The organism is Neisseria zalophi (assembly GCF_008807015.1).
In the GTDB taxonomy this organism is placed as follows: Bacteria; Pseudomonadota; Gammaproteobacteria; order Burkholderiales; family Neisseriaceae; genus Neisseria; species Neisseria zalophi.
The window spans coordinates 2,299,934-2,326,269 of sequence record NZ_CP031700.1; the positions used below are offsets into that span (position 1 = coordinate 2,299,934).

The window sequence follows — 26,336 nt, forward strand, 5'->3', positions numbered from 1 at the left end:
TTACTTAATAGGCTGATGCTTTAAATAAAAAATAGCCGATATATAACAATGGAATATTTTCAAAACACTTGTGATTATAAATTAATCGTGAATAATTGTAAAAATTATACTTTTAAAAGTACAAATATAATCATAATTTAAAGAATTTGAGAAATAGTGACATTTTTTAAGACATCATAATTTCAATCACCCAGTTATTAGTTCAAACTTTCAAATAGAATTTAAATTAAAACAATAACCGGGTGAATCAAAATATAGATTACGGTGACCCTGATCTATTTTGCCAGATAGTCATCATACTGAAAAAGAAGACCCACAACCACAAGTGGTTGTTGCGTTAGGATTACGAATCACAAATTGAGAGCCATGTAAACTTTCCGTATAATCAATTTCCGCACCAACCAAATATTGGTAGCTCATTGGATCTACCAAAAAGGTTAAACCATTCTTTTCAATTTCAAAGTCATCATCATTTTTGATTTCATCAAAAGTAAACCCATATTGAAAACCTGAACACCCTCCTCCATTAACAAAGACACGCAGCTTCAAATCGGGGTTATTTTCTTCTGCAATCAGATCCGCCACTTTAGCGCAGCAGCTTTCTGTAAAAACAATAGGGGTTTCTTCAACAATTGCTGTTTCTTCTGACATGATGTGTTTCCTTCTTACTTATATTGAAAAATATTTCAACCCAGTTTACGCTAAAATTAATCTAATATCTATTATTTTAGGGCTTTTATACCGAATTTCAATAGTTTATCAAATATAGATTTTTAAGATATTTTAATAATATTGTACTTTTATTGCGATAAGCACCATTATTACACAGTACATAATACTTCTAGCCTAATTCTCAAGCCCATTACAAAAAGTTACACCCGAAATTTTCAAATTCGACAAACTGAAAAACTTTAAGTAGGCTCACACCAACCTTGTAAATGGCGTATTGCCAAGCTAGCTAATGTTTCAATCCAGTCCGGCTGAGTATTTAAACAAGGAATATATCGGAATTGCCGCCCCCCTGCTGCATAAAATTGCTCTCGCCCTTCAATAGCCAATTCTTCCATAGTCTCCAAACAGTCACTAACGAATCCCGGACAAAATACATCTAACTCAGCTACGCCACGCCCAGGCAACTCATCAAATAATACTTGTGTGCTTGGCTTGATCCATTTGGCTTTACCAAATTGACTCTGAAACGAAACAATGTAATCATTTTCTTTCAAAGACAATGCTTCTGCCAATAATTCGGCAGTACGATAACACTCATCAGGGTATGGATCCCCTTCATCATGATTTTTTTGGGGAATTCCATGAAAACTCAACATCAGCCGTTGTCCTCTACCATTTTGCGACCAAAATGCTTCAATATGATTTTTCATAGCAGTGATGTAGCGTTCATCATCATAAAAACGGGCAACCGTACGGACACTCATTTGATTACGTTGTTTTAATATCTGCTCAAATACTTTATCTAAAGCCGCTCCACTACTTGAAGCAGCATATTGCGGATAGAGAGGAATTACCAATAGCTGGGCAACTCCTTCATTTTTCAATTCTGCTAATACATTGGCAACAGAAGGCTGTCCATAAGTCATTGCATAGCGCACTATCAAATTAGGTAGTCTGTCTGCAAGTAAAGCAGCTTGTCGTTCTGTATAAACTGCCAGCGGTGAACCTTCATTTAGCCAAACTTTCTGATAAGCATGGGCACTCTTTTTAGGTCTCAACGTTAACACCAAGCCATGCAATATGGGCTGCCATAATAATTTAGGCAATTCAACAACACGGGTATCAGACAGAAACTCACGCAAATAGGGCTTAACCGCCTCTGCAGTAGGAGCTTCAGGCGTACCTAAGTTGAGCAGTAATACTGCTGTTTTATTCTGACGGGTATAAGGCAAACTAGGTTCTGGGAGGAAGCGAGACATAATAAAGTCGATATCCTAAAATTTTTTCATGGAATATTCTACGGTATTTTGCCAAATATGGAACATTAATAAATATTATGCTTTTCAATCCATTACATTAATTTATACAAAGGTTCCCATTCCAAGCAATAAAACTGTATAGCGCAGCATTTTACCTATAATTAACATCATAATACATTTACCGATATTTAACTTTAACCATCCTGCTGCAATGGGTAAGCCGTCGCCCACAATCGGAACCCATGCTAACAATAAAGCCCACACACCATAACGGTTAAGTATCTTATGTGTTTTTTGAGGTATTCTTTTTATACCAGGCAAAAATCTACCTATTCCATAGGAAAAAATACTACCCAAGCTATTAAACAATCCGACAACCAACAAAGCAGTTAAACCCTTTTCAGGGTAACTTTGCACAAATAAAGCAAAAGAAACCTCCGATGTTCCGGGCAAAATGGTTGCCGATGTAAATGCCGAAAAAGCGAGTGCAATATAGAGGCTGAATAATGCCATGATATCGGTCGATGTATATATAATGATTACCATTGTAATACATACAGATATCGAATGTACTTTAATAACTAACCAGTATAGCCAAACACCGCTGAACTGTTTTCACGGCCATCCATATATTTCCTATTGACTAAAAATAGCATTTTGTGAAAATAGATTGGATTTTTTGTAAAAATTTGTTTTTCATTTTGCCAAGCAACTCCAGCATCAAAATATTACAATATCATGCAAAACGCTAAAAAATATACAAATAAAAATTATTACACCAAAGCAAAATACAAATAAAATTTTATAAAATCAATATATTAAAATCTAAACTGCTATTACTCGATTTTAACCAAAACAAAAAAATTTCTTGATTTTAAATTTCACTTAAAGTCAATTTAAGTAAATTTGTTGTAAATTTGTATCAAATTAATTTATTAGGCATACTAAAGGAGCGTCTTTTAATTTTTTATTTATATTTTACCTATCTGATTTTTTTATATTTTATCTAAAAAATTACTGAAAGAAAAATTTCATACCACATAAAAAATTTAATTCTAGAAGCCTATTTAATACATGATGTTTTATTCATATTCTTAAAAATAGCATTCATTTAATTTATTTGGCATAATACCATTTGTTAAATTATGTTTTTTTAAGATAACTTATGAAACGGCCGACTTTTGTTACGGTGCTCGCTTGGTTTTTAATTATGACATCTGTGATATCGACAGCAACTATCCTGATGCACCCACATAGCTACACAATACGGGAAATTTCTTTTTCTATGGGGATTCATATCGCCTTATGTTTCAATTCTGCTATAAATGCCATAGCGGGATTTGCCATGCTCAAAGCCAAAAACTGGGGCCGCTGGTTATATGTATTATGCAATACAATAAGCATTCTGGCAGAATTCATTATTTCACCTGACCGCCCGATGATACTTTATGGTATTGTATTATTTATTTGTGTCGTATATTTTTTATTCCACTCACAAACACATTGTTATTTTCAAACTTCCGGCGGTGTAAGTAATGCGTAATTTCTTCAGTATAGTATTTTGCCTAGTTGTTATAATTTGTTTTTATATGTTGGGACTAACTTCATTCATCTCAACGCAAACTACAGTTGATAAATGGTCTGCATTATTGTTTTTTGCAGCAATCGGCTTAGTGTTTTTATTTATCAGTTTAGCATTAAAGCGCTTCAAAAACTGGCGTTTGAATACGGCTCTAACTCTATTGACAGCCTGCTTAGTGGTTTGCGGTGTTTTGTTTACCATTATGGCAATGCCCGACATCTTAGTGATTGCAGGGAATGGTAGCGTTATGTCTTTAAAAGACTTTGGAGACTATATAACGGGGGGCAGTATTTTAACGGCCTTCTTGATTATCTCCGGCTTTTTATCAATAAGGCATTACAAAGTAACCGAATTAAATGACAAAATTAGTGCACTCAAACAAAGAATACAGCGTTTATAAAATGCCTTAAATTAAAACAGGCCGTCTGAAAAACTCTTTCAGACGGCCTGTTTGCTACAACCCGACATAACTTATCGTTTCGCAAAGCCTTTACGTTGTAAAAACGGCAGAATATCAGGGCGGACTTCATGGCAAAGCGTGGCACGCACCTGCTTGGTATAATTTAAATCTAAATTACTACGGCGCTTGTAGTAATCGCTGATAAGTTCATCGTATTCTTCATATACTTTTTCATCCAACGGTTTATAACCATTTTCCGATACCACACATGTGAGCGGCCAACGTGGTCGCATAATAGGATCTTGGGCGGGATGACCCAAACACATACCGAATAACGGCACAACATGATCCGGTAAATCCAAAACACGGTCAAAGGCATTAATATCGTCACGCAAAGCACCGATATATACGCCGCCCAAACCCAAAGACTCGGCTGTCAACAATACATTTTGTGCCATAATGCCGGCATCAATTGCACCCATCAATGTCAATTCTGTCCAATCTACTTGTGCATCTTCTGCAATTTTTTTGTGTTTGGCAAAATCAATACAGAACACCAAAAGTTCGGCGCTGGTTTCAATATAATGTTGGTTGGCACCTACAGCACGCAACTGTTTGCGCTTTTCGACATCGGTTACACGAATAATATGAATAGGTTGCATGAAGCTTGAAGTCGAAGCTGCCTGACCGGCTTTTAAAACTGCTTCTAACATTTCAGCTGAAATCGGCTCTTCAGTGAATTTACGAATAGAACGGTGGCTTAACGCTGTTTCCAACGCGGGTTTGCTTGGTAAAACGGACATGAATATTCTCCTGTTATCGTGATTCACAATCCAGCACATCAATTAACCAACTTAATGGCAATAATATTGATTTAAGATAGCCGGAAATTTACATCACTTGCTACTATACTACCCGAAGCAGTTCGGATACAACCTAAGCACAGCTATAACCCAAAACAATACTTTAGCCGATACATCGCTATACCCCCAAATAATTTTCCCTACTCGCCAACCATCGTGCCAAATGTGCTTCGACGATATCCGGCCGCTCGGCAATTAAACGGGGGGCTATTTCGCGGGCATGCTCAAGTAAATATAAATCTTCTTCAAGATTAGCGAAGCGTAACATGGGCACACCGCTTTGACGGGCACCGAGAAACTCGCCCGGCCCGCGGATATTCAAATCTTGGCGTGCGATTTCAAAACCGTCGGTATGCTCATAAATAACTTTTAAACGTGCCTTAGCCAAATCACTTAACGGTTCCGAAAACAGCAATACGCAAGTGCTGACTGCCGCACCACGCCCCACTCTGCCGCGTAACTGATGCAGCTGAGCCAAGCCCATACGTTCGGCATGTTCGATCACCATCAGACTGGCATTAGGCACATCCACACCGACTTCAATCACCGTAGTCGCCACCAAAACATTCAGACGGCCTGAGGAAAACTCATCCATAACCGCTGCTTTTTCAGCCGCCTTCATCCGCCCATGTACCAACCCGACGGTTAATTCAGGTAAGGCCGTCTGAAGCTCGGCCAGCGTATCAACAGCCGTCTGAAGCTGTAATACTTCACTTTCTTCAATTAGCGGGCAAACCCAATACACCTGCTGCCCTTTGCGGCAGGTATTCAATACAAAACCTTCCACTTCGGCACGGCGTGCGCTATTCACCAAACGAGTTTTCACCGGTGTCCGATTGGGCGGCAGCTCGTCAATCACCGAAACATCCAAATCGGCAAAAAAGCTCATGGCCAATGTGCGTGGAATCGGCGTCGCCGACATCATCAGTTGGTGAACATCGCTGCCTTTGTTTTTCAATGCCAATCGTTGAGCAACCCCGAAACGGTGCTGTTCATCTACAATCACCAATCCCAAACGCTGAAACTGAACATCATCTTGAAACAAAGCATGCGTACCGACGGCAATCGGTGCCAGGCCGTCTGAAATAGCCGCTTTATTTTGTTCTTTCGCCTTTTTGCGTTGGCTACCGGAAAGCCTTGCCACCGCCAAGCCCAAAGGCTCGAACCATTGTTTAAACTTAAGATAATGTTGTTCGGCCAGAATTTCAGTCGGCGCCATCACCGCCACTTGAAAACCGGCTTCCACCGCCGTCAGCGCCGCCAATGCAGCCACAATGGTTTTGCCACTGCCGACATCACCTTGCAATAAACGGTGCATAGGATGGGTTTGTGCCATATCAACCCGAATTTCAGACAATACGCGTTGCTGTGCCTGCGTAAGCCCGAACGGTAAAGCCGCAAGCAATTTATCCGACCAAGCCCCCGTACCCGTCAGCGGCTTGGCCTGTCCACTGACACGTTTCTGCCGTGCCAGCCGCATGGAAAGTTGTTGTGCCAATAATTCATCAAACTTCAAACGCTGCCACGCCGGCAAAGTGCCGTCTGAAAGCTGGTAAATACCATATTCAGGCGGCGGCGCGTGCAACAACCGCAGGCTTTCGGCCAAGTGCGGCAGTTTCAGACGGCCTAATAATTCATCCGGCAAAGTGTCATGTAACGATACGGCTTCTAAGGCCGTCTGAACAATCCGCCGTAAAGTGGGCTGGTTTAATCCGTTCACACTGGGATAAACCGGCGTTAGGCTTTCTGCCAAACCACTGTTTTCGGCATCACGGATTTTCGGGTGAATCATTTCGCTGCCATAGAAGCCGTGTTTGATTTCGCCAACCGCCCGTATACGTTTGCCCTCCGCCATTTGTTTTTGATGGCTGGGATAGAAATGAATAAACCGTAAAAACAAAACACTGCCGCCATCATCACGTATCTGCACGATAAGCTGTTTACGCGGCTTAAACCGAACTTCCTGATGAATCACCTCACCCTCAACCTGACAAGGCACACCGAGCGGCGCATCTTTTATCGGCATAATATGGGTTTCGTCTTCATAACGCAGCGGCAGATGCAGCACGACATCCCATGGTGTTTGAAGATGAAGCTTTTCCAATTTTTTGGCAGTCGCCTCTGTGATTTTGAGTAGTTTTTGATGTTCGGGGGTCATAATATTCAAGAAACGGTTTCAGACGGCTATTTTAAACGATTTTCTCAAAACCTTATTAAAAAGGCCGTCTGAAAACTTTTCAGACGGCCTGATATTCTAAGAAACAGTATTGACTTTATGAACCAAGACGACAAGTAGTTTCGGTTACATTGCCATAAGGGTCGGTAAAGGACAAGATGCCATCATCGGCTTTTTGCTGCCATGACGTTTTTTTGTCGGCAGATACATAACGTTCGCCTGAACCAGAAACGGCAATATCCAATACAGCGTTGTATTTTCTATCATTCAAACCATATTCAACGGCTACTCTGTCTGTACCCGCATCTTTAACCGTTACAGTAAAGGCATTGCGGCAAGTAAACGTTTGAGTAGGCCGGTGGGCATGGCTATGGCCTTCGTGTGCATGGCTGTGCCCATGATTATGATCTTCATGGTGGTGACGAGGTTCGTCTGAAGCACATGCAGCCAAAGCCAACGCAGCAGTTAAAGGTAAAAGCATTTTCAAAGTTTTCATCAATCATTCCTTAATGAATTAAAGCTAAAAATATAGCAGCCGCTTTCATACGGCTGAATATAATATAATGCCTGTCTGAGCATGACTCGCTCCGCTTAACCTGAATTTACCTGTGTTTTCCCAGTCTGTTGTGCTTTTCAGACGGCTCAATCCCTTATAAAATGAGAGAGTTTATTACGTCTGTCAAATAGGCGGCCTAAAAACTTTAATAAATCAATAATCCCATCACGAGAAAACCATGACCGATTACAGCAAAACCGTCAATCTTCACGAATCACCCTTTCCTATGCGTGGCAATCTGGCTAAGCGCGAACCTGCGTGGGTGAAAGATTGGCAGGATCAACAACGCTACCAAAAACTACGCCAAAAAGCACAAGGCCGCCCCAAATTTATTCTTCACGACGGCCCGCCCTATGCCAATGGTGATATCCATATCGGCCATGCCGTCAACAAAATTCTAAAAGACATTATTATCCGTAGCAAAACACTGGCCGGATTCGACGCACCGTATGTACCCGGTTGGGACTGCCACGGCCTGCCGATTGAAGTAATGGTAGAAAAATTGCACGGCAAAAACATGCCCGAGGCAAAATTCCGCGAATTATGCCGCGAATATGCTGCCGAACAAATCGCACGCCAGAAAAAAGACTTTATCCGTTTGGGTGTATTGGGCGACTGGAACCGCCCCTATCTGACCATGGACTTTAAAACTGAAGCCGATACCGTACGCACCTTGGGTGAAATTTATAAAGCAGGCTATCTCTACCGTGGTGAAAAACCCGTACAGTTTTGTTTAGACTGCGGCTCTTCACTGGCAGAAGCAGAAGTCGAATATAAAGACAAAATTTCCCCCGCCATTGATGTTGCCTATCCATTTAAGGATACCCAAGCACTTGCCCAAGCTTTTGGCTTAGAAAATATCGACGGCGATGCATTTTCGGTTATTTGGACAACTACCCCTTGGACACTACCCGCCAGCCAAGCCGTCAGTACAGGTGCAGAAGTGGTATACCAGCTGATTGATACACCCAAAGGTGTTTTAGTCTTAGCAAAAGATTTGTCGGAAGAAGCACTGAAACGTTACGGTATTGATGCAAGCGAAACCAAAGTTCTGGCGGAAACCACCGGTGACAAGCTTGAAAACCTACACATGAACCATCCGTTTTTAGAACGCGATATCCCGATGTTAAACGGTGAACACGTTACCACCGATGCTGGTACCGGTTTGGTACATACCGCACCGTCACACGGTTTGGAAGACTATTTCGTCTGCCTCAGATATAACATCAAGCTGGATAACCCGGTTAACAGCGAAGGCCGCTATCGTAGTGACGTACCGCGTGTAGCCGGAATGACGGTTTGGGAAGCCAACCCCGTGATTATCGAGTGGCTTACTGAAGAAAACCGCTTACTAGCCAACGCAAAAATCGAACACAGCTATGCTCACTGCTGGCGGCATAAAACCCCATTGATTTACCGTGCTACCGGCCAATGGTTTATCGGTATGGATAAAGCCGGCACAGATGGTAAAACTTTACGCAATAAAGCGCTGACTGCTGTAGACGATACCGAATTCTTCCCGTCATGGGGTCGCGCGCGACTGGAAGCCATGATTGAAGGCCGCCCTGACTGGGTAGTTTCCCGTCAACGCTATTGGGGCACCCCGATGACCTTTTTCGTGCATAAAGAAACCGGTGAGCTTCATCCTCGTTCTGCCGAACTGCTCGAAGAAGTTGCTAAACGCATTGATGAAAAAGGTATTGAAGCCTGGTTCTCACTTTCCGCCGAAGAGCTTTTAGGTGAAGAAGCTGCGGACTATGAAAAACTGAAAGACACCATGGATGTGTGGTTTGATTCGGGCAGTACTCACTTCTCCGTATTGAAGCAACGCGAAGAACTGGCATGGCCTGCTGATCTTTATCTGGAAGGCAGCGACCAACACCGCGGCTGGTTTCAATCCTCCATGCTGACAGGCTGCGCCTCAATAGGCCGCGCACCCTACAAACAACTGCTAACCCACGGTTTTGTAGTAGATCAAAACGGTAGAAAAATGTCGAAATCTATCGGCAACGTAGTGGCTCCGCAAGAAGTGTATAACGAGTTCGGTGCCGATATTCTGCGCTTATGGACAGCATCAACCGATTACAGCGGCGAATTGGCGATTTCTAAAGAAATCCTCAAACGGGTTACCGAAAGCTACCGCCGTATCCGTAACACACTCAGCTTTCTATTTGCCAACCTCAGTGATTTCCGCCCAATCGAGCACGCCGTGCCACAAGATCAAATGGTGGAAATCGACCGTTATGCGCTGATTCTGGCACGCCGTCTGCAAGAGCGCTTAGCCGGCGACCACTACCCGCGCTATGCTTTCCATTATGCGGTTAAAGATATTGTGAGCTTCTGTTCGGAAGACTTAGGTGCATTCTATTTGGATATTCTAAAAGACCGTCTCTACACAACCAAAGCTGACAGCCATGCCCGCCGCAGTGCCCAAACCGCGCTGTATCACATTACCCGCAGTCTGGTTTTGCTGATTTCACCAATTCTCTGCTTTACCGCAGAAGAAGCATGGGACATTATCGGTGGCGGCGAAGAAGATAGCGTTCTATTCCATACATGGCACGAATTTCCGCCCATCAATGAAAAAAGCGAAACCGAGCTGGTAAAAAAATGGCAGGCCGTACGCGAAGTACGCGAAGCCACTACTGCGGCGATCGAACCATTGCGCAGCAATAAAACTGTTGGTTCCTCATTGCAAGCCGAAGTGGAAATTACTGCCCCCGAAGAATTAGCCGACTATCTGAAAACATTAGGGGATGAATTGCGCTTTGTACTGCTGGTATCTAAAGCCACCTTAACCAAAGGCAACGAATTAAATGTTGTCGCCAAAGTTAGCAATGGTGAAAAATGCGAACGCTGCTGGCACTATACTGACGATGTCGGTTCGGTTGCCGAGTATCCAAATATTTGCAAACGCTGTGCCGATAATATCGGCGGAGAAGGTGAAGATCGTCTGTATGCTTAGGGTTCAAGCGGCCAATACAAACAATAATTGAATATAATCTTATTAAAAATTTGAGAGCAGATTATATTAATTTTTATACCAATCGGATATTTTCAAATTATTATTTTTATTGGTTAATAAATATTCCAAAAATAAATAAAAGGCTGTCTGAAATTTTTCAGACGGCCTTTATTATTTAAATTACAAAGAATACCTACCCATCTCAAACATCATTGAAATATACCCGCAATACTGCTAACCAATACAATAATGCCAGAAATAAAAGGCATCATAATTTTACCCAATAATCCCGTCATCAGCAGAATCAAAATAATCCAAGTACCATAAGGTTCTATTTTACGATACTGCATCGAAGCACGCACCGGCAGGAAACTGTCTACAAAACGTCCGCCGTCTAAAGGCAGAATCGGAATCATATTCAGCACAAACAATACCGCATTAATCAGCACACCATATTTTGCCATTTCACTTAACGGATATTGAAACGAATCGGGCACATAAGGTGCAAAAGCCAAGACCAATCCCCATCCGATCGCCATAATCATATTAGATAACGGCCCCGCAATTGCCACAACACGCATGCCCATACGCATATTACGAAAATTACGCGGTATAATCGGTACTGGTTTTGCCCAACCGAATAAAAACGGTGTAAATATAAACATCAGCAATGGCACCAAAATCGTACCAATCGGATCAATATGGGCAACCGGATTCAGTGTCAATCGGCCCAACTGCTCTGCCGTACGGTCTCCCCAATAACGTGCGGCATAACCATGCGCCGCCTCATGCACGGTTATAGCCAGCAAAACAGGCAGCAATGCCAGTAAAAATACACCTAAATCAAAATTTTGAAACATGGTTTTCCTTTTTGAGTATGTATGTAGCAAGAAACGGCATAATATTATCAGTTGAACAGCTTTTTCATACGATAGTGATTGCTATATTATTTAAATATAAAAATATGAATCTTAATTATTTCATGACCAATAAATGCTATTCCCCACCCTTCGTTTCAGACGGCCATATGCTATAAGCCGAATAAACTTTTATCGCCCTTACCTTCACGAATCAATTCTACACCATCAGTCATATCAATCACCGTAGTCGGTTCCGTACCGCACCAACCGCCGTCTATAACCAAATCAACCACATGTTCCAAACGTTCTCTGATCTCGTATGGATCTGTTAACGGTTCGCTGTCTTCAGGCAGCATCAATGTACAACTCAACAACGGCTCACCCAGTTCGGCCAACAATGCCAATGCAATTTTATTATCGGGAACACGCAATCCTATGGTTTTCCGTTTCGGATGCAACGTACGGTTAGGTACTTCTTTCGTTGCCTGTAGAATAAAAGTATAACTGCCCGGCGTAGCCGCTTTAAGCTGACGAAACTGGCTATTATCCACTTTGGCATAAGTACCTAAAGCGCCTAAATCGGCACACATTAAAGTAAGATGGTGTTTCTGATCAATATGACGGATATTCAGAATCCGTTCCATTGCCTCTTTGTTTCCTAGCTGACACCCTAAGGCATAGCATGAGTCGGTCGGATAAACCAATATGCCGCCTTTTTGTATAATTTCAACCGCTTGCTTAATCAACCTATCTTGCGGATTATCCGGATGAATAGCAAAAAATTGTGCCATATCGTATTCCTATAAAATGAATATAAAAGATATTGACATATTAAAATAAAAAAACAATATCAATATTTAGTCAAACTTCTTAAACCACCTATGTATCAAATTATATCGCAAAGCTCAGTACCCAATAACACTAATAAGCTTTTCCACACTTTATCTTCTAAACAATCAGATATATATATAGCAAAATCATAATGCAATTATAAAATAGCCAATAATATATAAAAACATCATAAAACTATATCCAAGCATTGATTTCCTATTAAGAAACGAATTTTAAATAAAATTGATATTTATCAAATATTGGTTATTTCATACAATACACACATCAACAAGGCAAGCAGCAATTTTAAATTGTTGCCAAATGCTGACCCAAACACAAAACACATCATACATAAAAGGATTTTTTATCATGAAAAAAACTGTACTTACTTTCGCCGCTTTAGCTACTTTTGCCGCTTCTTTCGCCTCTGCTAGAGGTGCTCATATGCCTAAGTATGACCATGCCAATGACTCAGGCCCGATTGCCGGTTTACAAGCAGTACAACATGAAGGCATGATCCGTGCCGGAAAAAATGATGACAGCGTTAAATTTATCGCACCCCGTGGTCAAACTTCCGATGCTGTATTCCAATATCACTATGACCACTTAGGCCGCACTGAAAACCGCTAATAAATTATTTGAGTGTTGATAACAGGATGAAAAGGCCGTCTGAAAAATATGAACTGCACCCCAAAAGTTGGACACCCTTCCAACCCATTAAGGTGCAGTTTTCTTATGAGCAAATATACATTAGACTTTAAATACCAAGCCGTATAATATTACCGGCATGTACGCAGCCAACAGCGTACTGCCGATCATTTTAATATTTCCCGTACCCATTTACGCCGTTGGATAGCCGCATACAACCAAGACGGCATCCGCGCACTTGAGCATCCGCGCACTTGAGCATCCGCAGGCCATTCTGACCATCAAACGCAAAAACCCCTTTATCGTCGACAAACCCGACCACGAAAAAACACAGGCAGAACTGATCGAAGAGTTGCGCTATATGCGGGCGGAGAACGACTATCTAAAGGAATTAAAAGCCTACCGCCGCACGTTGGCGGAACACGGCATAGTGAAAAGTATGTCGCGTAAAGGCAATTGTTGGGACAATGCACCGATGGAAAGCTTCTTTGCGATACTGAAGACGGAATGCTTTTATCAAGAAGGCAAACTTTCGATAACAGAGCTGATGCAGACAATAGACGACTATATACGGTACTACAATCATGACAGATGTAGTTTGAAATTGAAAAAGCTGAGTCCTGTGGCATACAGAACCCAGCTCGAAAAGGCAGCCTGAAAAGGCTTTTATGTTTATCCAAGATTTTGGGGGCAGATCAACCTTTCAGACGGCCTGATTAATCTGCCTACTTTTCAAACTGCTTGCCAAACCATGTTAAAATCCAAACCCATAATCTATTCTCTGCACTATCCGCCACATTATGTAAACATTCAGACGGCCTATACCATATAAACCATTCAAGGCCGCCTGAAACTTTGAAATGAAAAATAATTGCCAGCTATGACCACATCCCGATACAGCGAATCCAGCATCACCGTACTCAAAGGCTTGGAACCGGTAAAAGAACGTCCGGGCATGTACACCCGTACGGAAAATCCTACCCACATCTGCCAAGAAGTTATTGACAATGCCGCCGATGAAGCACTGGGCGGCTTTGCAACGGAAATCAAAGTAGAAATCCATGAAGACGGTTCGCTGTCTGTATCCGATAACGGGCGCGGTATTCCGGTCGGCCTGCATCCTACCGAAGGGTTGCCCGTTGTCGAGCTGGTTTTTACCCGCCTACATGCCGGTGGTAAATTTAATAAAAAAGATGGCGACAGTGCCTACGCATTTTCAGGCGGCCTGCACGGTGTGGGCGTATCAGTGACCAATGCCCTTTCCAAACGTTTGGAAGTCACAGTTAAACGCGAAGGTAAAATCTACCGCATCGTTTTTGCCGGCGGCGATGTTATCGAACCGCTTACAGAAATCGGTAAATGTGCCATTAAAAATAGTGGTACTGAAGTGAGGGTATGGCCGAACAGTCAATATTTTGAAAGCCCGTCATACAGTATTCCCGAGCTGGAACGCCTACTGCGCGCCAAAGCCGTATTGCTTCCCGGTGTAACCGTGTCGCTCATGCGGCCTGTTAAAGGACAAGCAGATAAAAATACCCAAACTTGGCACTACCCTAACGGTTTAAAAAGCTATTTGGCAGATTTAATCAGTGAAGCACAAGAAGCCGTACCGGTATTTTCGTCAGAAAACTATATTTCAGACGGCCACGATACAGATTTCAGCAAAGGCGAAGGCGCGGCTTTTGCCTTAACTTGGCTGGAAGAAGGTTCATCCAATAATGAAAGCTATGTCAATCTGATTCCCACGCCATTGGGCGGCACCCACGAAGCAGGGTTAAAACAAGCCGTATTTCAAGCAGTTAGTAATTTTATCAACCACCATAACCTGTTACCACGTGGTGTAAAAGTACAAAGTGATGATGTTTTCAGCCGTGTTGCCTTTGTGTTATCCGCTCGAGTACTCGATCCGCAATTTCAAGGACAAACCAAAGATAAACTCACCAACCGCGATGCATTAAAGCTTGTGGCTGCCGTTTCCGGCGACCCGCTAGAACTATGGCTGAATCAAAATATCGAAACCGGTAAAAAAATTGCCGAACTGGCTATCAAACAGGCACAAGCCCGTATGCGTTCGGTGAAAAAAATCGAGAAGAAAAAAGGCAGCGGCGTTGCCGTATTGCCAGGTAAACTCACCGATTGCGAAAGCGAAGATATCCGAGAAAACGAACTCTTCTTAGTTGAGGGCGATTCAGCCGGCGGCTCGGCCAAACTCGCACGCGATAAAGCCACCCAAGCCATTCTACCTTTACGTGGCAAAGTGCTAAACAGCTTTGAAGTTCATCAAGACCAACTATTTGGCAATACCGAAATCCATGATATTGCCGTTGCCATCGGTGTTGATCCACATAATGAAAATGACAATCCCGATTTAAGTGGGCTGCGTTATGGCAAAATTGCCATTCTCTCAGATGCCGACGTCGACGGTTCACACATCCAGGTATTGCTGCTGACTCTGTTTTATAAACATTTCCCCAAACTGGTTTCAGACGGCCATATCTATGTTGCCCAACCGCCTTTGTTTAGGGTAGATGTCAATGCGCAAGGAAAAAGCAAACCGGCGCGCAAATTATATGCACTTGATCAGGCCGAATTAGACAGCATATTGGAGCGCCTACAAAAAGAAGGTGTTAAAGAAACTGCCTATTCTATTAGCCGCTTTAAAGGCTTAGGTGAAATGAATCCCGACCAACTTAAAGACACTACCATGCACCCTGATACGCGCCGGCTACTACAAGTCAAAATTCCGGTAACCGCCCATGAACAAACACAGCATATTTTTACCAAACTCATGGGCAAAGGCGAAGCCGCCAGCCGCCGCGCTTGGATGGAAGCAGAGGGAGATACGGCAGAAGTTGATATTTAATATCTTGAAGATTACCAGCACAGCTACAAAGCCAATTTCCTAATAAAAATATAGCTAATCTTTTACTTTTTTGATATTAAAGCGGATAAGTTACTTACTTATCCGCTTTAATACTTGCACGCACACCCAAACTAAAAACTTAATTTGAAACTAAAAGCTAAAATTAATAATAAAATAATTCTACAAAATATAAAAACCGCTTGATAAACTTTATTTTATCAAGCGGTTTTAAACAAAATATCTAAAATAATATTTTAAATATGATTACTCAGAAACAACCTCAGCGGCTTTATCAACCAACTCAACCAGTGCCAAAGGTGCGTTGTCACCTTTACGGAATCCATATTTCAAGATTCTGATATAACCGCCATTACGAGCAGCAAAACGAGGACCTAAGTCATCAAATAATTTTACTACCACATCGCGATCACGAGTACGGTTAAAAGCCAAACGGCGATTAGCCAAAGAAGGTTTTTTACCTAAAGTAATCAGCGGCTCTACAACTCGACGCAATTCTTTAGCTTTAGGCAAAGTAGTTACAATAGTTTCATGGCTTAATAATGAATTAGCCATATTACGTAACATTGCAGCACGATGGCTGCTTGTACGGTTTAATTTACGATTACCATTACGATGACGCATGTCATAATCCTTTAATGTTCAAACTTACGGCTTTTCCAATCCGACAGGCGGCCAAGCTTCTAATTTAGACCCTAGCGTCAATCCTTTTGACGCCAATACTTCTTTAATCTCATTCAAAGATTTACGGCCTAAATTAGGTGTTTTAAGGAGCTCTGTTTCAGTACGCTGGATTAAATCACCAATATAATAAATATCTTCAGCTTTCAAGCAATTTGCCGAACGCACAGTTAATTCCAAATCATCTACAGGACGCAACAAAATTGGATCAATTGGAGGTGTTTTTTCCTCAACTTCCTCAACAGGTGTTCCTTGCAAATCTGCAAATATAGACATTTGATCAATTAAAATACGTGCAGCACTGCGCACAGCTTCTTCAGGTTCAATAGACCCATTAGTTTCAATATCTAAAACCAACTTATCTAAATCTGTACGCTGTTCAACACGGGCAGGCTCAACTTCAAAACTAACTCGGTTGATTGGTGAAAAGCTAGCATCCAACTGAATTGCACCAATTTGTTTGCCTTCATCGCGTATAATGCGACGTCCTGAGACAGATTGATACCCACGACCTTGTTCAACTTTAATTTCCATCTCAATCTGACCATTGTCAGACAAATGGCAAATCACATGTTCAGGATTAATAATTTCCACGTCATGTGGCAAGCTGATATCGCTTGCCAACACAACGCCTGAACCTGATTTTTTTAAAGTTAACTGAACTTGAGTACGTCCATGCAGTTTAAATACCACACCTTTCAAGTTCAAAAGAACATCAACAACATCCTCTTGCATGCCATCAACTGTAGAGTATTCATGCAGCACACCGGAAATTGCAACTTCAGTAGGGGCAAAACCATTCATGGATGACAGTAAGATACGACGCAAAGCATTACCAAGAGTGTGTCCGAAACCACGCTCAAAAGGCTGCATAGATACTTTAGCACGAGTAGACGAGAGAGTATCCACATCAATTTGACGAGGCTTCAAAAATTCAGATGTGCTATTTTGCATTTAACTGTCCCTCACTAAGCCAGCATTATTTAGAGTAGAACTCTACCACCAGCTGTTCATTAATATCGCCAGTTAATTCTGAGCGATCCGGTACATTTTTAAATGTACCTTCCATTTTATTCACATCAACAGAAACCCAGCTAGGCAACCCGATTTGAGTAGCTAATCCTAAAGCTTCTTGAATTCGAACTTGTTTTTTGGCTTTCTCTCTGATGGCAACAACATCACCAACTTTAACTTGGAATGAAGGAATGTTAACCACTTGTCCATTCACAGTAATAGCTTTATGAGAAACCAATTGACGAGCTTCAGCTCTTGTAGAACCAAAACCCATTCTGTATACAACATTGTCTAAACGAGACTCCAACAATTGGAGTAATAACTCTCCAGTAGAGCCTTTACGGCGATCAGCTTCTGCAAAATAACGACGGAATTGTCTTTCCAATACGCCATAAATACGACGAATTTTTTGTTTTTCACGAAGTTGTAAGCCATAGCCAGACAAACGAGTTTTTCTAGCACCATGTTGTCCCGGCATAGAGTCTATTTTACATTTAGACTCTAAAGAACGACGGGCACTCTTTAAGAATAAATCTGTACCTTCTCGGCGTGCTAATTTACATTTAGGGCCAATATAACGAGCCATATCTCAAATCACTCCAATATTAAATACGACGTTTTTTAGGTGGACGGCAACCGTTATGCGGTAACGGAGTAACGTCAGTAATGCTGGTAATTTTAAAACCAAGAGCGTTGAGCGCACGAACAGAAGATTCACGACCCGGTCCAGGGCCTTTAATACGAACTTCTAAATTTTTAACACCATACTCTTGGGCAACTTTACCAGCGCTTTCTGCTGCTACCTGAGCAGCAAACGGTGTACTTTTACGAGAACCTTTAAATCCAGCACCGCCTGAGGTAGCCCAAGATAATGCATTTCCTTGACGATCTGTAATAGTAATGATGGTATTGTTAAAAGAAGCATGAACATGCACAATACCTTCACTCACGGTTTTACGTACTTTTTTGCGTACACGTGAAGCTGTGTTTGCTTTAGCCATTAATTAAATCCTTAAAAATTATTTTTTACCGGCAATTGCTTTGCGTGGGCCTTTTCTAGTTCTAGCATTAGTACGTGTACGCTGACCACGAGTAGGCAGACCACGACGATGTCTAAAACCACGATAACAACCCATATCCATCAGTCGTTTAATGCTCATAGTCACTTCACGACGCAAATCACCTTCTACTTCATATTTAGAAACTTGCTCACGCAAAGATTCTAATTGTGACTCATCTAAATCTTTTACTTTAGTACTAGGCTCAATATTTGCAGCCTGACAGATTAATTTAGCACGAGTCGAACCAATACCGTAAATAGCTTGTAAGCCAATTACGATATGGGCATTATTCGGGATATTTACCCCTGCAATACGAGCCATACTTTTTTCCTTTTGGCAAAATAGGTTAATATATCACAAAATCAAATTTAAAGAAACCACTCTTAATCTTGACATTGTCTATGACGAGAATCAGTATAAATAAAATATAATGACTGATTACAGCGAATAATTTCACAGATGCAACCAGTTTGTTTTATAAAAAGTTGCATAAGGATTTTCTCTTTAATTATCTTGCTCTAAATACTATACGCGCTCTGGTTAAATCATATGGAGTTAATTCCACAGTAACCTTATCTCCTGGGGAGATCCGTATATAGTGCATTCGCATTTTGCCAGAAATATGACCTAAAACAACATGATCATTTTCCAGTTTTACTTTAAAAGTTGCATTAGGTAAAGTTTCTAAAATTTCACCCTGCATTTGTATGGTATCTTCTTTAGCCATATTATATTTACTTATGAGTTAATGATTTCATATCTGAACGCTTAATTAAGTGTTCATACTGCTGAGTCACTTTATATGCATCAATTTGAGTACTAAAATCCATTGTCACCACCACTAAAATAAGTAGTGATGTACCACCTAAATAAAAAGGAATATTCAACACTGAAGTTAAAAATTCAGGAATCAAACAAATAATAGTTATGTATAATGCACCAAACAATGTTAAACGTAAAACAACATTCTCTAAATATTTAGAAGTTTGTACGCCGGGTCTGATACCTGGAACAAATGCACCACTTTTCTTCAAATTCTCAGCCATTTCTTTGGGGCTAAAAACTAATGCAGTGTAAAAATAACAGAAAAAAACTATTGTTGTTGCAAACAATAAAATATAAATTGGCTGGCCATGCTGAAGCATTCCTATAGCTTTTTGAATCCAACTATTTGTATCAACTGAACCAAACCAACTTAATAAAGTAGAAGGGAAAAGAATAATACTAGACGCAAAAATTGGCGGTATAACCCCAGCCATATTTAATTTGAAAGGCATATGAGTATTCTGGCTTTGAATTACTCTATTGCCTAGTTGTCTTTTAGCATATTGCACCGGTATTTTTCTCTGAGCACTTTCAAAATACACAACAATATAAATTAACAATATAACACCAACAACCAAAGACACAGCTGTAAACATACTCATTGCGCCCTGATTTGTTAATGTAATTAATTGAATGATCCCAGAAGGTACTCCGGCAGCAATACCAGCAGTGATTATTAGGGAAATACCATTACCAACACCACGTTCAGTAATTTGTTCACCCAACCACATTAAAAACATAGTACCAGTTACCAAACAAACAACGGTAGAAATAAAGAATTCCAGTTGAGAAACTACTACTATATTTTGCTGAAAAACAAATGTAGCTACACCAAAACTTTGCATTATTGCTAATAATACAGTACCGTACCGTGTATATTTGGTTATAGTCTTACGACCAGCTTCTCCTTCTTTCTTCAAAGCCTTTAACGAAGGAAGAATTTCAGAAGCCAATTGGACGATAATTGATGCCGAAATATATGGCATAATACCAATCGCAAAAATACTAAAGCGCTCCAGTGACCCTCCTGAAAACATATTCAACATTCCCAGAATGCCACTGCTTGCACTTTCATAAAGCTTAGCCAATGCAGCTGCATCAACTCCAGGCACAGGTATATGCGCACCAATACGAAAAACAATTAATGCGCCCAATAAAAATACTAAACGTTTTTTTAAATCTCCGAACTTAGTCGGACCTGATAATTTTAGTTGATTCGCCACTTAATATAAGCCTTATTCTTCTACTTTGCCACCAGCAGCTTCAATCAAAGATTTCGCACCTTTTGTGGCTTTAATACCTTTTAAAGTAATCGCCTTACCAATAGAGCCAGTTGCAATTACTTTAACATTAGCAATATTAGTATTTACCAATCCTGCTTGCTTAAGAACTAATAAATCAATTTGATCAACAGCAATTGAATCCAAATCCTTCAAACTCACTTCTGCTGTAGAATTTGCAGTTAACGATTTAAAGCCGCGTTTCGGCAAACGGCGCTGTAAAGGCATTTGACCGCCTTCGAAACCTACTTTATGAAAACCACCGGCCCGACTTTTTTGGCCTTTATGGCCACGGCCACCGGTTTTACCCAACCCACTACCAATACCACGACCAACACGTCGTTTAGCATGAGTTGAACCTTCTGCAGGCTGAATAGTATTTAAATACATTTTACGACTCCACTTTTAAAAGGTAACTGATTTTATTGATCATGCCACGATTTTCTGGAGTATCCAACACTTCTACTGTATGTTCACGATGACGTAATCCTAAGCCACGTGCACAATCTCGATGAGCTTGAATAGTACCAATCAGGCTTTTAGCTAAAGTTACTTTAATCGTTTTCGCTTCACTCATGACTTACTCCTAAAATATCTTCAACATTCAAACCACGCTTAGCAGCAATATCAGCTGGAGTATATAATTTACCCAAGCCATTCAAAGTGGCTCTTACAATATTGTAAGGGTTAGTAGAACCATGAACTTTAGCAGAGATATTATGGATCCCCATTGCATCAAAAACCAAACGCATAGGACCGCCTGCTTTTACACCACTACCTTCTTTTGCAGGTTGCATAAATACACGGGTTGCACCATGTTTACCAATTACTTCATGATGAATGGTTCCATTTTTTAATGGAACTTTAATCATTGAACGACGGGCTTGATCCATAGCTTTTTGAACAGCTACAGGTACTTCCTTAGATTTACCTTTACCCATTCCGATTCGACCATCACCATCACCAACAACAGTCAAAGCAGAAAAGGCCATTATACGTCCACCTTTAACTACTTTAGTTACACGGTTAACAGCTACCATTTTCTCAATAAAGCCATCACCACGTTCTTCAATATCATGTTTTGCCATTTAAATCTCCAATCCTTTAAAAGCTCAAGCCATTCTCACGAGCAGCTTCTGCTAAAGCTTTCACACGACCATGATATTGAAAACCTGAACGATCGAAAGCAACTTTATCGACACCAACAGCTTTAGCTTTTTCAGCAATACGTCTACCAACAGCTACAGCCGCCTCAACAGTGCTACCAGACTTCAAACTATCTTTCAAATCAGATTCCAATGTGGATGCCTGAGCTAACACTTTGTCACCCTCAGCATTGATAATCTGAGCATAAATATGGCTATTTGATCGGAACACACACAATCTAACCATTTTCAAATCCGCAATATGAGCACGGGTTTTACGTGCACGGCGGAGTCGAGTTGTACGTTTATTCATTAAAGAACCTCAATTATTTTTTCTTGGCTTCTTTCATTACCACCACTTCGCCTACATAGCGAACACCTTTACCTTTATAAGGCTCAGGAGATCTATAAGAACGAATTTCAGCGGCCACTTGACCAATAACCTGTTTATCGGGACCAGTTAGAACAATTTCTGTTTGGCTAGGAGTTTGAACTGAAACACCTTCTGGCATTTCATAAACAATTGGATGAGAAAAACCTAAAGATAAATTTAAAGTTTTACCTTGTGCCTGAGCTCTATAACCAACACCAATTAATTGTAATTTTTTCTCAAAGCCTTCAGATACGCCTTTAACCATATTATTAATTAAAGCACGAACAGTACCAGACATAGCATTTGCATGTTTGCTGTTATTTTTTGCAGAAAACATTAACTGCCCATCTTTCAGCTCAACTGATACATCATCGGTCATTGGTAAAGACAACTCACCATTTTTACCTTTAACCGTAATAACATCTGTTCCAAATTTAACATCAACCCCAGCAGGAACAGTCACTGGATTTTTAGCTACACGTGACATCTTTTATTCTCCACTAGGCAACAATGCATAATAACTCACCACCCACTCCTTCAGAGCGTGCTTTACGATCAGTCATTACACCTTTAGAAGTACTTACAATAGCGACACCCAAACCATTCATTACGTTTGGAATATCATTTGAAGCTTTATAAATACGCAAACCAGGGCGAGATACGCGTTTAATTTGCTCAATTACAGGACGACCTGCATAATATTTCAATTGAATCTCCAATATTGGCTTCATATCGGCAGAAACTTGAAAATCTTCAATATAGCCTTCTTCTTTTAAAACTTGTGCAATTGCACATTTTAATTTAGAAGATGGCATAGCAACTGAAATTTTATTTGCACGCTGTGCATTTCGGATACGAGTCAACATATCGGAAATAGGATCATGCATACTCATAACTAATACTCCTATTACCAGCTAGCTTTAACAACACCCGGAATCTCGCCACGCATAGCAATTTCACGGATTTTAATACGACCCAAACCGAATTTACGGAAAGTGCCACGAGGACGACCAGTCAATGCGCATCTGCGACGCTGACGAACTGGTGCAGCATTGCGCGGGATTGCCTGTAATTTTAAACGCGCTTCAAAACGCTCTTCATCTGAAGCATTTGAATCATTAATGACAGCAAAGATAGCCTCACGTTTGGCAGCATATTTTTTAGCCAAAGCAATGCGTTTCAATTCGCGATTAACAAGTGCTTTTTTAGCCATGAATTATCCTTTAAAGGGAAACTTGAATAATGATAGTAAAGCTTTTGCTTCTTCATCTGTTTTAGCAGTTGTAGTAATGGTAATATTCAAACCACGTAAAGCGTCAATTTTATCATATTCAATTTCAGGGAAAATAATCTGCTCGCGAATACCCATATTGTAGTTACCACTACCATCAAAAGACTTACCACTTACACCACGGAAGTCACGAACACGAGGTAACGCAATTGTCACCAACCGGTCTAAAAATTCAAACATTTGTTCGCGGCGTAAAGTAACTTTACATCCTACCGGATAATTATCACGAATTTTAAACCCAGCAATTGATTTACGAGCAACAGTCACAACTGGCTTTTGCCCAGCGATTTTCTCTAAGTCAGAAACCGCATGCTCCATTACTTTCTTATCAGCAACTGCTTCACCAACACCCATATTTAAAGTAATTTTTTCAATACGGGGCACTTCCATAATTGATTTATAGTTAAATTGCTTCATCAATTCAGGAACAACTGTGCTGTTATAAAACTCTCTCAAACGAGCCATATTATCTCCTTATGCCCCAATGATAGAGCCATTAGATTTAAAAAAGCGAACACGTTTAACTTTACCATCGCTCTCGATCAGCTTAACGCCAACGCGGTCTGCTTTATTTGTCTCAGGGTTTACAATAGCAACATTTGAAATGGCTAAAGGCATATTTTTTACCACAATACCACCTTCAATGCCGCGCATAGGGTTTGGTTTTTGATGACGCTTAACGACATTTACGCCATCAATAACAATTTTATCACCCAAAACCTTAACAACCTCACCTTGCTTGCCTTTATCCTTACCGGCAATAACAATAACTTTGTCACCTTTAATTATTTTGTTCATCGTCATCACTCCTTACAAAACTTCAGGTGCCAATGAAACAATTTTCATAAAGCGCTCGGTACGTAACTCACGAGTTACCGGACCAAAAATACGCGTACCTAAAGGTTCCAATTTATTGTTTAACAAAACAGCGGCATTATTATCAAATTTAATTAATGCTCCATCAGTACGACGAACACCTTTGGCCGTACGCACAACCACAGCATTATAAACATCACCTTTTTTAACACGACCTCTAGGGGCCGCATCTTTAACTGCGACTTTAATAATATCACCAACTGAGGCATAACGACGCTTCGAGCCGCCTAAAACTTTGATACACATAACACGACGCGCACCAGAATTGTCAGCCACACCTAAAATGGTCTGCATTTGAATCATTTTATTACCTTTTTAAAAACCAACTTAATTTACCTTTTTCAAACCATCTACTAACACATTTATTAATAATTTGGCAGTAGTTGTTTGAAACCTATCTAGGGTTCTAGTAAACCAGTCTTGGATCCCGAAGGGGAAGAAACTTTCAGAGGAAATTTGAAAGATAAGAAACGAAGTTTACATATAAATCAAAATTTATGCAACACTTCGTTTCTTTATTAAAACCGTACTGTATTAATTTTTAAACAGCACGTGCTTTTTCCACTAGGTCTTTAACGATCCAAGATTTCGTTTTAGATAACGGACGAGTTTCAGCAATGACCACAATATCGCCAATTCCATATTGATTTTGCTCATCATGTGCATGAATCTTAGATGAACGACGTATAATTTTTCCATACAAAGGATGTTTTACTTTACGCTCAACTAAAACTGTTACCGTTTTATCCATTTTGTCGCTAATGACTTTGCCTTGCAAAGTACGGATATTTTTTACTTCGCTCATTATTTAACACCTTTTTCAGTTAAGATGGTTTTAATACGAGCAATATCACGACGTACCCGCTTCATTTCACTTGACTTACCCAATTGGCCTGTAGCATTTTGCATACGTAAGCCAAATTGTGTTTTCAGCAAATCAAGTAAATCTGCATTTAATTGCTCAATGGACTTATCTTTCAATTCATTCGCTTTCATTATTGACCTACCTGTCTTACTACAAACACTGTTGGAATAGGCAATTTAGCTGAAGCCAATTGAAAGGCTTCTCTAGCCAAAGTCTCAGGTACTCCATCCATTTCATACAGCATTTTACCAGGCTGAATTTCTGCCACATAGTATTCGGGAGAACCTTTACCGCCACCCATACGCACTTCAGCGGGTTTTGATGTAATCGGTTTATCAGGAAACACTCTGATCCAAATACGTCCGCCACGCTTAATATGACGAGTCATAGTACGACGAGCAGCTTCAATTTGACGAGCAGTAAGACGACCTCGACCCACTGCTTTTAAACCAAACTCACCAAAGCTAACCTTGTTACCACGGGTAGCAATACCGGTATTGCGGCCTTTATGCTGTTTGCGATATTTCAGTCTAGTTGGCTGCAGCATGACGACCACCTGCCTTTCTTTGTCTTTTCTCTTGTCCGGATTTTACTTGTGTCGCTTTTTCATTACCTTCACCGGTATAAACCCAAACTTTCAAACCCAACACACCGTAAGTTGTATGTGCTTCACTGGTAGCATAATCAACATTAGCACGCAGAGTATGTAGAGGCACACGTCCTTCACGATACCACTCGCTACGCGCAATATCAGCACCATTCAAACGGCCGGAAGTCATAATTTTAATGCCCTTAGCACCAACACGCATAGCATTTTGCATAGCACGTTTCATAGCGCGACGGAATTGAACACGTTTTTCCAACTGCTGAGCAATACTGTCAGCAATAATTTGTGCATCCAACTCAGGCTTGCGGATTTCTTCAATATTTACATGAACGGGAACACCCATCAATTTTTGCAAATCACGCTTCAAAATTTCAATATCTTCACCTTTTTTACCAATAACCACACCCGGACGGGCAGAGTGAATGGTAATACGTGCAGATTTTGCCGGGCGCTCGATAACAACACGGCCAACAGAGGCATTAGCTAAGCGCTTGCGCAGATATTCTCTTACATCAATATCTTGTTTCAATACTGTTGGAAAGTCTCCGCTTTTTGCAAACCATTTTGAAGACCAGTCTTTAGTTACCGCCAAGCGAAAGCCTGTAGGATTAATCTTTTGTCCCAT

At 40.8% G+C, this 26,336-nt stretch carries 35 protein-coding genes; 6 read left to right on the plus strand and 29 right to left on the minus strand.

Annotated elements, in window-relative coordinates:
* Positions 1-294: 294 nt before the first annotated feature.
* From erpA to D0T92_RS10665, 3 genes are all read right to left on the minus strand, one after another.
* A complete protein-coding gene (gene erpA / locus D0T92_RS10655) occupies positions 295-633 on the minus strand; it encodes an iron-sulfur cluster insertion protein ErpA (protein WP_151053070.1) in 339 nt (112 codons plus the stop codon).
* Positions 634-911: 278 nt separating this feature from the next.
* Positions 912-1,931 (minus strand): ferrochelatase, encoded by a 1,020-nt coding sequence (gene hemH, locus D0T92_RS10660; RefSeq protein ID WP_151052716.1) that lies wholly within the window; start codon positions 1,929-1,931, stop codon positions 912-914.
* Between the two features lie 102 nt (positions 1,932-2,033).
* On the minus strand, positions 2,034-2,444 hold the full coding sequence (locus tag D0T92_RS10665; protein ID WP_151052719.1) for a YqaA family protein: 411 nt from the start codon (positions 2,442-2,444) through the stop codon (positions 2,034-2,036).
* 1,022 nt (positions 2,445-3,466) lie between these two features.
* On the opposite strand from D0T92_RS10665, the gene D0T92_RS10675 reads away from it, so the two are divergent.
* Positions 3,467-3,913: a hypothetical protein gene (locus D0T92_RS10675; protein WP_151052723.1), complete on the plus strand. Its 447-nt coding sequence runs from the start codon at positions 3,467-3,469 to the stop codon at positions 3,911-3,913.
* Positions 3,914-3,984: 71 nt separating this feature from the next.
* On the opposite strand, the gene nfsA is transcribed toward D0T92_RS10675, so the two are convergent.
* The 3 genes from nfsA to D0T92_RS10690 all read right to left on the minus strand — a co-directional run bounded on the left by nfsA (position 3,985) and on the right by D0T92_RS10690 (position 7,448).
* Positions 3,985-4,716: an oxygen-insensitive NADPH nitroreductase gene (nfsA, locus tag D0T92_RS10680; RefSeq protein WP_151052725.1), complete on the minus strand. Its 732-nt coding sequence runs from the start codon at positions 4,714-4,716 to the stop codon at positions 3,985-3,987.
* A 178-nt stretch (positions 4,717-4,894) separates the two neighbouring features.
* Complete coding sequence (gene recG / locus D0T92_RS10685) at positions 4,895-6,937, minus strand: ATP-dependent DNA helicase RecG (protein WP_191963699.1); 2,043 nt, start codon at positions 6,935-6,937, stop codon at positions 4,895-4,897.
* Between the two features lie 112 nt (positions 6,938-7,049).
* Positions 7,050-7,448, minus strand: coding sequence for an MliC family protein (locus D0T92_RS10690; RefSeq protein ID WP_151052729.1), 399 nt, complete (start codon positions 7,446-7,448; stop codon positions 7,050-7,052).
* 238 nt (positions 7,449-7,686) lie between these two features.
* Here D0T92_RS10690 and ileS point away from each other — a divergent pair, with 238 nt between their 5' ends.
* A complete protein-coding gene (gene ileS / locus D0T92_RS10695) occupies positions 7,687-10,473 on the plus strand; it encodes an isoleucine--tRNA ligase (protein WP_151052731.1) in 2,787 nt (928 codons plus the stop codon).
* 209 nt (positions 10,474-10,682) lie between these two features.
* Here ileS and D0T92_RS10700 read toward each other — a convergent pair whose 3' ends face one another.
* Positions 10,683-11,333, minus strand: coding sequence for a site-2 protease family protein (locus D0T92_RS10700; RefSeq protein ID WP_151052733.1), 651 nt, complete (start codon positions 11,331-11,333; stop codon positions 10,683-10,685).
* A 170-nt stretch (positions 11,334-11,503) separates the two neighbouring features.
* On the minus strand, positions 11,504-12,124 hold the full coding sequence (locus D0T92_RS10705) for an L-threonylcarbamoyladenylate synthase (RefSeq protein WP_151052735.1): 621 nt from the start codon (positions 12,122-12,124) through the stop codon (positions 11,504-11,506).
* A gap of 409 nt (positions 12,125-12,533) precedes the next feature.
* Here D0T92_RS10705 and D0T92_RS10710 point away from each other — a divergent pair, with 409 nt between their 5' ends.
* The 4 genes from D0T92_RS10710 (at position 12,534) to parE (ending at position 15,675) form a co-directional block, all read left to right on the plus strand.
* Positions 12,534-12,794, plus strand: a complete 261-nt coding sequence (locus D0T92_RS10710) for a hypothetical protein (protein WP_151052737.1) — start codon at positions 12,534-12,536, stop codon at positions 12,792-12,794.
* A 195-nt stretch (positions 12,795-12,989) separates the two neighbouring features.
* Positions 12,990-13,070: a hypothetical protein gene (locus D0T92_RS11655; RefSeq protein WP_263641715.1), complete on the plus strand. Its 81-nt coding sequence runs from the start codon at positions 12,990-12,992 to the stop codon at positions 13,068-13,070.
* Positions 13,051-13,470, plus strand: a complete 420-nt coding sequence (locus D0T92_RS11860) for a transposase (RefSeq protein WP_404821654.1) — start codon at positions 13,051-13,053, stop codon at positions 13,468-13,470. The genes D0T92_RS11655 and D0T92_RS11860 overlap by 20 nt, the downstream gene beginning before the upstream one ends.
* 222 nt (positions 13,471-13,692) lie before the next feature.
* Positions 13,693-15,675, plus strand: a complete 1,983-nt coding sequence (gene parE / locus D0T92_RS10720) for a DNA topoisomerase IV subunit B (protein WP_151052739.1) — start codon at positions 13,693-13,695, stop codon at positions 15,673-15,675.
* 264 nt (positions 15,676-15,939) lie between these two features.
* Here parE and rplQ read toward each other — a convergent pair whose 3' ends face one another.
* The 21 genes from rplQ to rpsC form a co-directional block, all read right to left on the minus strand.
* Positions 15,940-16,317, minus strand: a complete 378-nt coding sequence (rplQ, locus tag D0T92_RS10725; protein ID WP_151052741.1) for a 50S ribosomal protein L17 — start codon at positions 16,315-16,317, stop codon at positions 15,940-15,942.
* Between the two features lie 24 nt (positions 16,318-16,341).
* The gene (locus D0T92_RS10730; protein ID WP_151052743.1) at positions 16,342-17,328 is read right to left on the minus strand and encodes a DNA-directed RNA polymerase subunit alpha; all 987 of its coding nucleotides are present in this window, start codon (positions 17,326-17,328) and stop codon (positions 16,342-16,344) included.
* A 25-nt stretch (positions 17,329-17,353) separates the two neighbouring features.
* Entirely contained in the window at positions 17,354-17,974 is a 621-nt protein-coding gene (gene rpsD / locus D0T92_RS10735) for a 30S ribosomal protein S4 (RefSeq protein WP_151052745.1), read from the minus strand.
* A 19-nt stretch (positions 17,975-17,993) separates the two neighbouring features.
* Positions 17,994-18,389 (minus strand): 30S ribosomal protein S11, encoded by a 396-nt coding sequence (rpsK, locus tag D0T92_RS10740; protein WP_151052747.1) that lies wholly within the window; start codon positions 18,387-18,389, stop codon positions 17,994-17,996.
* An 18-nt stretch (positions 18,390-18,407) separates the two neighbouring features.
* Positions 18,408-18,770, minus strand: a complete 363-nt coding sequence (gene rpsM / locus D0T92_RS10745) for a 30S ribosomal protein S13 (RefSeq protein WP_151052749.1) — start codon at positions 18,768-18,770, stop codon at positions 18,408-18,410.
* A 187-nt stretch (positions 18,771-18,957) separates the two neighbouring features.
* On the minus strand, positions 18,958-19,176 hold the full coding sequence (infA, locus tag D0T92_RS10750) for a translation initiation factor IF-1 (protein ID WP_003684714.1): 219 nt from the start codon (positions 19,174-19,176) through the stop codon (positions 18,958-18,960).
* Positions 19,177-19,183: 7 nt separating this feature from the next.
* A complete protein-coding gene (secY, locus tag D0T92_RS10755; protein ID WP_151052751.1) occupies positions 19,184-20,497 on the minus strand; it encodes a preprotein translocase subunit SecY in 1,314 nt (437 codons plus the stop codon).
* A gap of 12 nt (positions 20,498-20,509) precedes the next feature.
* Positions 20,510-20,944, minus strand: a complete 435-nt coding sequence (gene rplO, locus D0T92_RS10760; protein ID WP_151052753.1) for a 50S ribosomal protein L15 — start codon at positions 20,942-20,944, stop codon at positions 20,510-20,512.
* 1 nt (position 20,945) lies between these two features.
* On the minus strand, positions 20,946-21,131 hold the full coding sequence (rpmD, locus tag D0T92_RS10765; protein ID WP_151052755.1) for a 50S ribosomal protein L30: 186 nt from the start codon (positions 21,129-21,131) through the stop codon (positions 20,946-20,948).
* Positions 21,124-21,642, minus strand: a complete 519-nt coding sequence (gene rpsE / locus D0T92_RS10770) for a 30S ribosomal protein S5 (RefSeq protein WP_151052757.1) — start codon at positions 21,640-21,642, stop codon at positions 21,124-21,126. The genes rpmD and rpsE overlap by 8 nt, the downstream gene beginning before the upstream one ends.
* A 16-nt stretch (positions 21,643-21,658) precedes the next feature.
* The gene (rplR, locus tag D0T92_RS10775) at positions 21,659-22,012 is read right to left on the minus strand and encodes a 50S ribosomal protein L18 (RefSeq protein ID WP_151052759.1); all 354 of its coding nucleotides are present in this window, start codon (positions 22,010-22,012) and stop codon (positions 21,659-21,661) included.
* A 13-nt stretch (positions 22,013-22,025) separates the two neighbouring features.
* Complete coding sequence (rplF, locus tag D0T92_RS10780) at positions 22,026-22,559, minus strand: 50S ribosomal protein L6 (RefSeq protein WP_151052761.1); 534 nt, start codon at positions 22,557-22,559, stop codon at positions 22,026-22,028.
* A 13-nt stretch (positions 22,560-22,572) separates the two neighbouring features.
* Positions 22,573-22,965 (minus strand): 30S ribosomal protein S8, encoded by a 393-nt coding sequence (rpsH, locus tag D0T92_RS10785; RefSeq protein WP_151052764.1) that lies wholly within the window; start codon positions 22,963-22,965, stop codon positions 22,573-22,575.
* Positions 22,966-22,979: 14 nt separating this feature from the next.
* The gene (rpsN, locus tag D0T92_RS10790) at positions 22,980-23,285 is read right to left on the minus strand and encodes a 30S ribosomal protein S14 (protein ID WP_151052766.1); all 306 of its coding nucleotides are present in this window, start codon (positions 23,283-23,285) and stop codon (positions 22,980-22,982) included.
* 3 nt (positions 23,286-23,288) lie between these two features.
* Positions 23,289-23,828, minus strand: a complete 540-nt coding sequence (gene rplE, locus D0T92_RS10795; RefSeq protein ID WP_151052768.1) for a 50S ribosomal protein L5 — start codon at positions 23,826-23,828, stop codon at positions 23,289-23,291.
* Between the two features lie 9 nt (positions 23,829-23,837).
* The gene (gene rplX, locus D0T92_RS10800; protein ID WP_151052770.1) at positions 23,838-24,161 is read right to left on the minus strand and encodes a 50S ribosomal protein L24; all 324 of its coding nucleotides are present in this window, start codon (positions 24,159-24,161) and stop codon (positions 23,838-23,840) included.
* A gap of 12 nt (positions 24,162-24,173) precedes the next feature.
* Positions 24,174-24,542: a 50S ribosomal protein L14 gene (gene rplN / locus D0T92_RS10805; protein ID WP_151052772.1), complete on the minus strand. Its 369-nt coding sequence runs from the start codon at positions 24,540-24,542 to the stop codon at positions 24,174-24,176.
* 238 nt (positions 24,543-24,780) lie between these two features.
* Positions 24,781-25,044: a 30S ribosomal protein S17 gene (rpsQ, locus tag D0T92_RS10810; protein ID WP_151052774.1), complete on the minus strand. Its 264-nt coding sequence runs from the start codon at positions 25,042-25,044 to the stop codon at positions 24,781-24,783.
* Entirely contained in the window at positions 25,044-25,235 is a 192-nt protein-coding gene (gene rpmC / locus D0T92_RS10815) for a 50S ribosomal protein L29 (RefSeq protein WP_151052776.1), read from the minus strand. Before rpmC ends, rpsQ begins: the two co-directional genes overlap by 1 nt.
* A complete protein-coding gene (rplP, locus tag D0T92_RS10820; protein WP_151052778.1) occupies positions 25,235-25,651 on the minus strand; it encodes a 50S ribosomal protein L16 in 417 nt (138 codons plus the stop codon). The genes rpmC and rplP overlap by 1 nt, the downstream gene beginning before the upstream one ends.
* Positions 25,635-26,336, minus strand: a complete 702-nt coding sequence (gene rpsC / locus D0T92_RS10825; RefSeq protein WP_151052780.1) for a 30S ribosomal protein S3 — start codon at positions 26,334-26,336, stop codon at positions 25,635-25,637. The genes rplP and rpsC overlap by 17 nt, the downstream gene beginning before the upstream one ends.

What these genes read in the sequence shown, in the direction of transcription:
- D0T92_RS10675 (WP_151052723.1), top strand. Translation starts at nt 3,467, where the DNA reads ATGCGTAATTTCTTCAGTATAGTATTTTGCCTAGTTGTTATAATTTGT.
- rpsM (WP_151052749.1), bottom strand. Translation starts at nt 18,770, where the DNA reads ATGGCTCGTATTGCAGGGGTAAATATCCCGAATAATGCCCATATCGTA.
- rpsE (WP_151052757.1), bottom strand. Translation starts at nt 21,642, where the DNA reads ATGGCAAAACATGATATTGAAGAACGTGGTGATGGCTTTATTGAGAAA.
- rplP (WP_151052778.1), bottom strand. Translation starts at nt 25,651, where the DNA reads ATGCTGCAGCCAACTAGACTGAAATATCGCAAACAGCATAAAGGCCGC.
- D0T92_RS10690 (WP_151052729.1), bottom strand. Translation starts at nt 7,448, where the DNA reads ATGAAAACTTTGAAAATGCTTTTACCTTTAACTGCTGCGTTGGCTTTG.
- infA (WP_003684714.1), bottom strand. Translation starts at nt 19,176, where the DNA reads ATGGCTAAAGAAGATACCATACAAATGCAGGGTGAAATTTTAGAAACT.
- rpsN (WP_151052766.1), bottom strand. Translation starts at nt 23,285, where the DNA reads ATGGCTAAAAAAGCACTTGTTAATCGCGAATTGAAACGCATTGCTTTG.
- D0T92_RS10700 (WP_151052733.1), bottom strand. Translation starts at nt 11,333, where the DNA reads ATGTTTCAAAATTTTGATTTAGGTGTATTTTTACTGGCATTGCTGCCT.
- rplN (WP_151052772.1), bottom strand. Translation starts at nt 24,542, where the DNA reads ATGATTCAAATGCAGACCATTTTAGGTGTGGCTGACAATTCTGGTGCG.
- rplE (WP_151052768.1), bottom strand. Translation starts at nt 23,828, where the DNA reads ATGGCTCGTTTGAGAGAGTTTTATAACAGCACAGTTGTTCCTGAATTG.
- parE (WP_151052739.1), top strand. Translation starts at nt 13,693, where the DNA reads ATGACCACATCCCGATACAGCGAATCCAGCATCACCGTACTCAAAGGC.
- rplX (WP_151052770.1), bottom strand. Translation starts at nt 24,161, where the DNA reads ATGAACAAAATAATTAAAGGTGACAAAGTTATTGTTATTGCCGGTAAG.
- rplQ (WP_151052741.1), bottom strand. Translation starts at nt 16,317, where the DNA reads ATGCGTCATCGTAATGGTAATCGTAAATTAAACCGTACAAGCAGCCAT.
- rpsD (WP_151052745.1), bottom strand. Translation starts at nt 17,974, where the DNA reads ATGGCTCGTTATATTGGCCCTAAATGTAAATTAGCACGCCGAGAAGGT.
- D0T92_RS10710 (WP_151052737.1), top strand. Translation starts at nt 12,534, where the DNA reads ATGAAAAAAACTGTACTTACTTTCGCCGCTTTAGCTACTTTTGCCGCT.
- rpmD (WP_151052755.1), bottom strand. Translation starts at nt 21,131, where the DNA reads ATGAGTGAAGCGAAAACGATTAAAGTAACTTTAGCTAAAAGCCTGATT.
- rplF (WP_151052761.1), bottom strand. Translation starts at nt 22,559, where the DNA reads ATGTCACGTGTAGCTAAAAATCCAGTGACTGTTCCTGCTGGGGTTGAT.
- nfsA (WP_151052725.1), bottom strand. Translation starts at nt 4,716, where the DNA reads ATGTCCGTTTTACCAAGCAAACCCGCGTTGGAAACAGCGTTAAGCCAC.
- rplO (WP_151052753.1), bottom strand. Translation starts at nt 20,944, where the DNA reads ATGTATTTAAATACTATTCAGCCTGCAGAAGGTTCAACTCATGCTAAA.
- rpsC (WP_151052780.1), bottom strand. Translation starts at nt 26,336, where the DNA reads ATGGGACAAAAGATTAATCCTACAGGCTTTCGCTTGGCGGTAACTAAA.
- rplR (WP_151052759.1), bottom strand. Translation starts at nt 22,012, where the DNA reads ATGAATAAACGTACAACTCGACTCCGCCGTGCACGTAAAACCCGTGCT.
- rpsK (WP_151052747.1), bottom strand. Translation starts at nt 18,389, where the DNA reads ATGGCTAAAGCAAACACAGCTTCACGTGTACGCAAAAAAGTACGTAAA.
- D0T92_RS10705 (WP_151052735.1), bottom strand. Translation starts at nt 12,124, where the DNA reads ATGGCACAATTTTTTGCTATTCATCCGGATAATCCGCAAGATAGGTTG.
- rpmC (WP_151052776.1), bottom strand. Translation starts at nt 25,235, where the DNA reads ATGAAAGCGAATGAATTGAAAGATAAGTCCATTGAGCAATTAAATGCA.
- D0T92_RS10730 (WP_151052743.1), bottom strand. Translation starts at nt 17,328, where the DNA reads ATGCAAAATAGCACATCTGAATTTTTGAAGCCTCGTCAAATTGATGTG.
- D0T92_RS10665 (WP_151052719.1), bottom strand. Translation starts at nt 2,444, where the DNA reads ATGGCATTATTCAGCCTCTATATTGCACTCGCTTTTTCGGCATTTACA.
- rpsQ (WP_151052774.1), bottom strand. Translation starts at nt 25,044, where the DNA reads ATGAGCGAAGTAAAAAATATCCGTACTTTGCAAGGCAAAGTCATTAGC.
- hemH (WP_151052716.1), bottom strand. Translation starts at nt 1,931, where the DNA reads ATGTCTCGCTTCCTCCCAGAACCTAGTTTGCCTTATACCCGTCAGAAT.
- rpsH (WP_151052764.1), bottom strand. Translation starts at nt 22,965, where the DNA reads ATGAGTATGCATGATCCTATTTCCGATATGTTGACTCGTATCCGAAAT.
- ileS (WP_151052731.1), top strand. Translation starts at nt 7,687, where the DNA reads ATGACCGATTACAGCAAAACCGTCAATCTTCACGAATCACCCTTTCCT.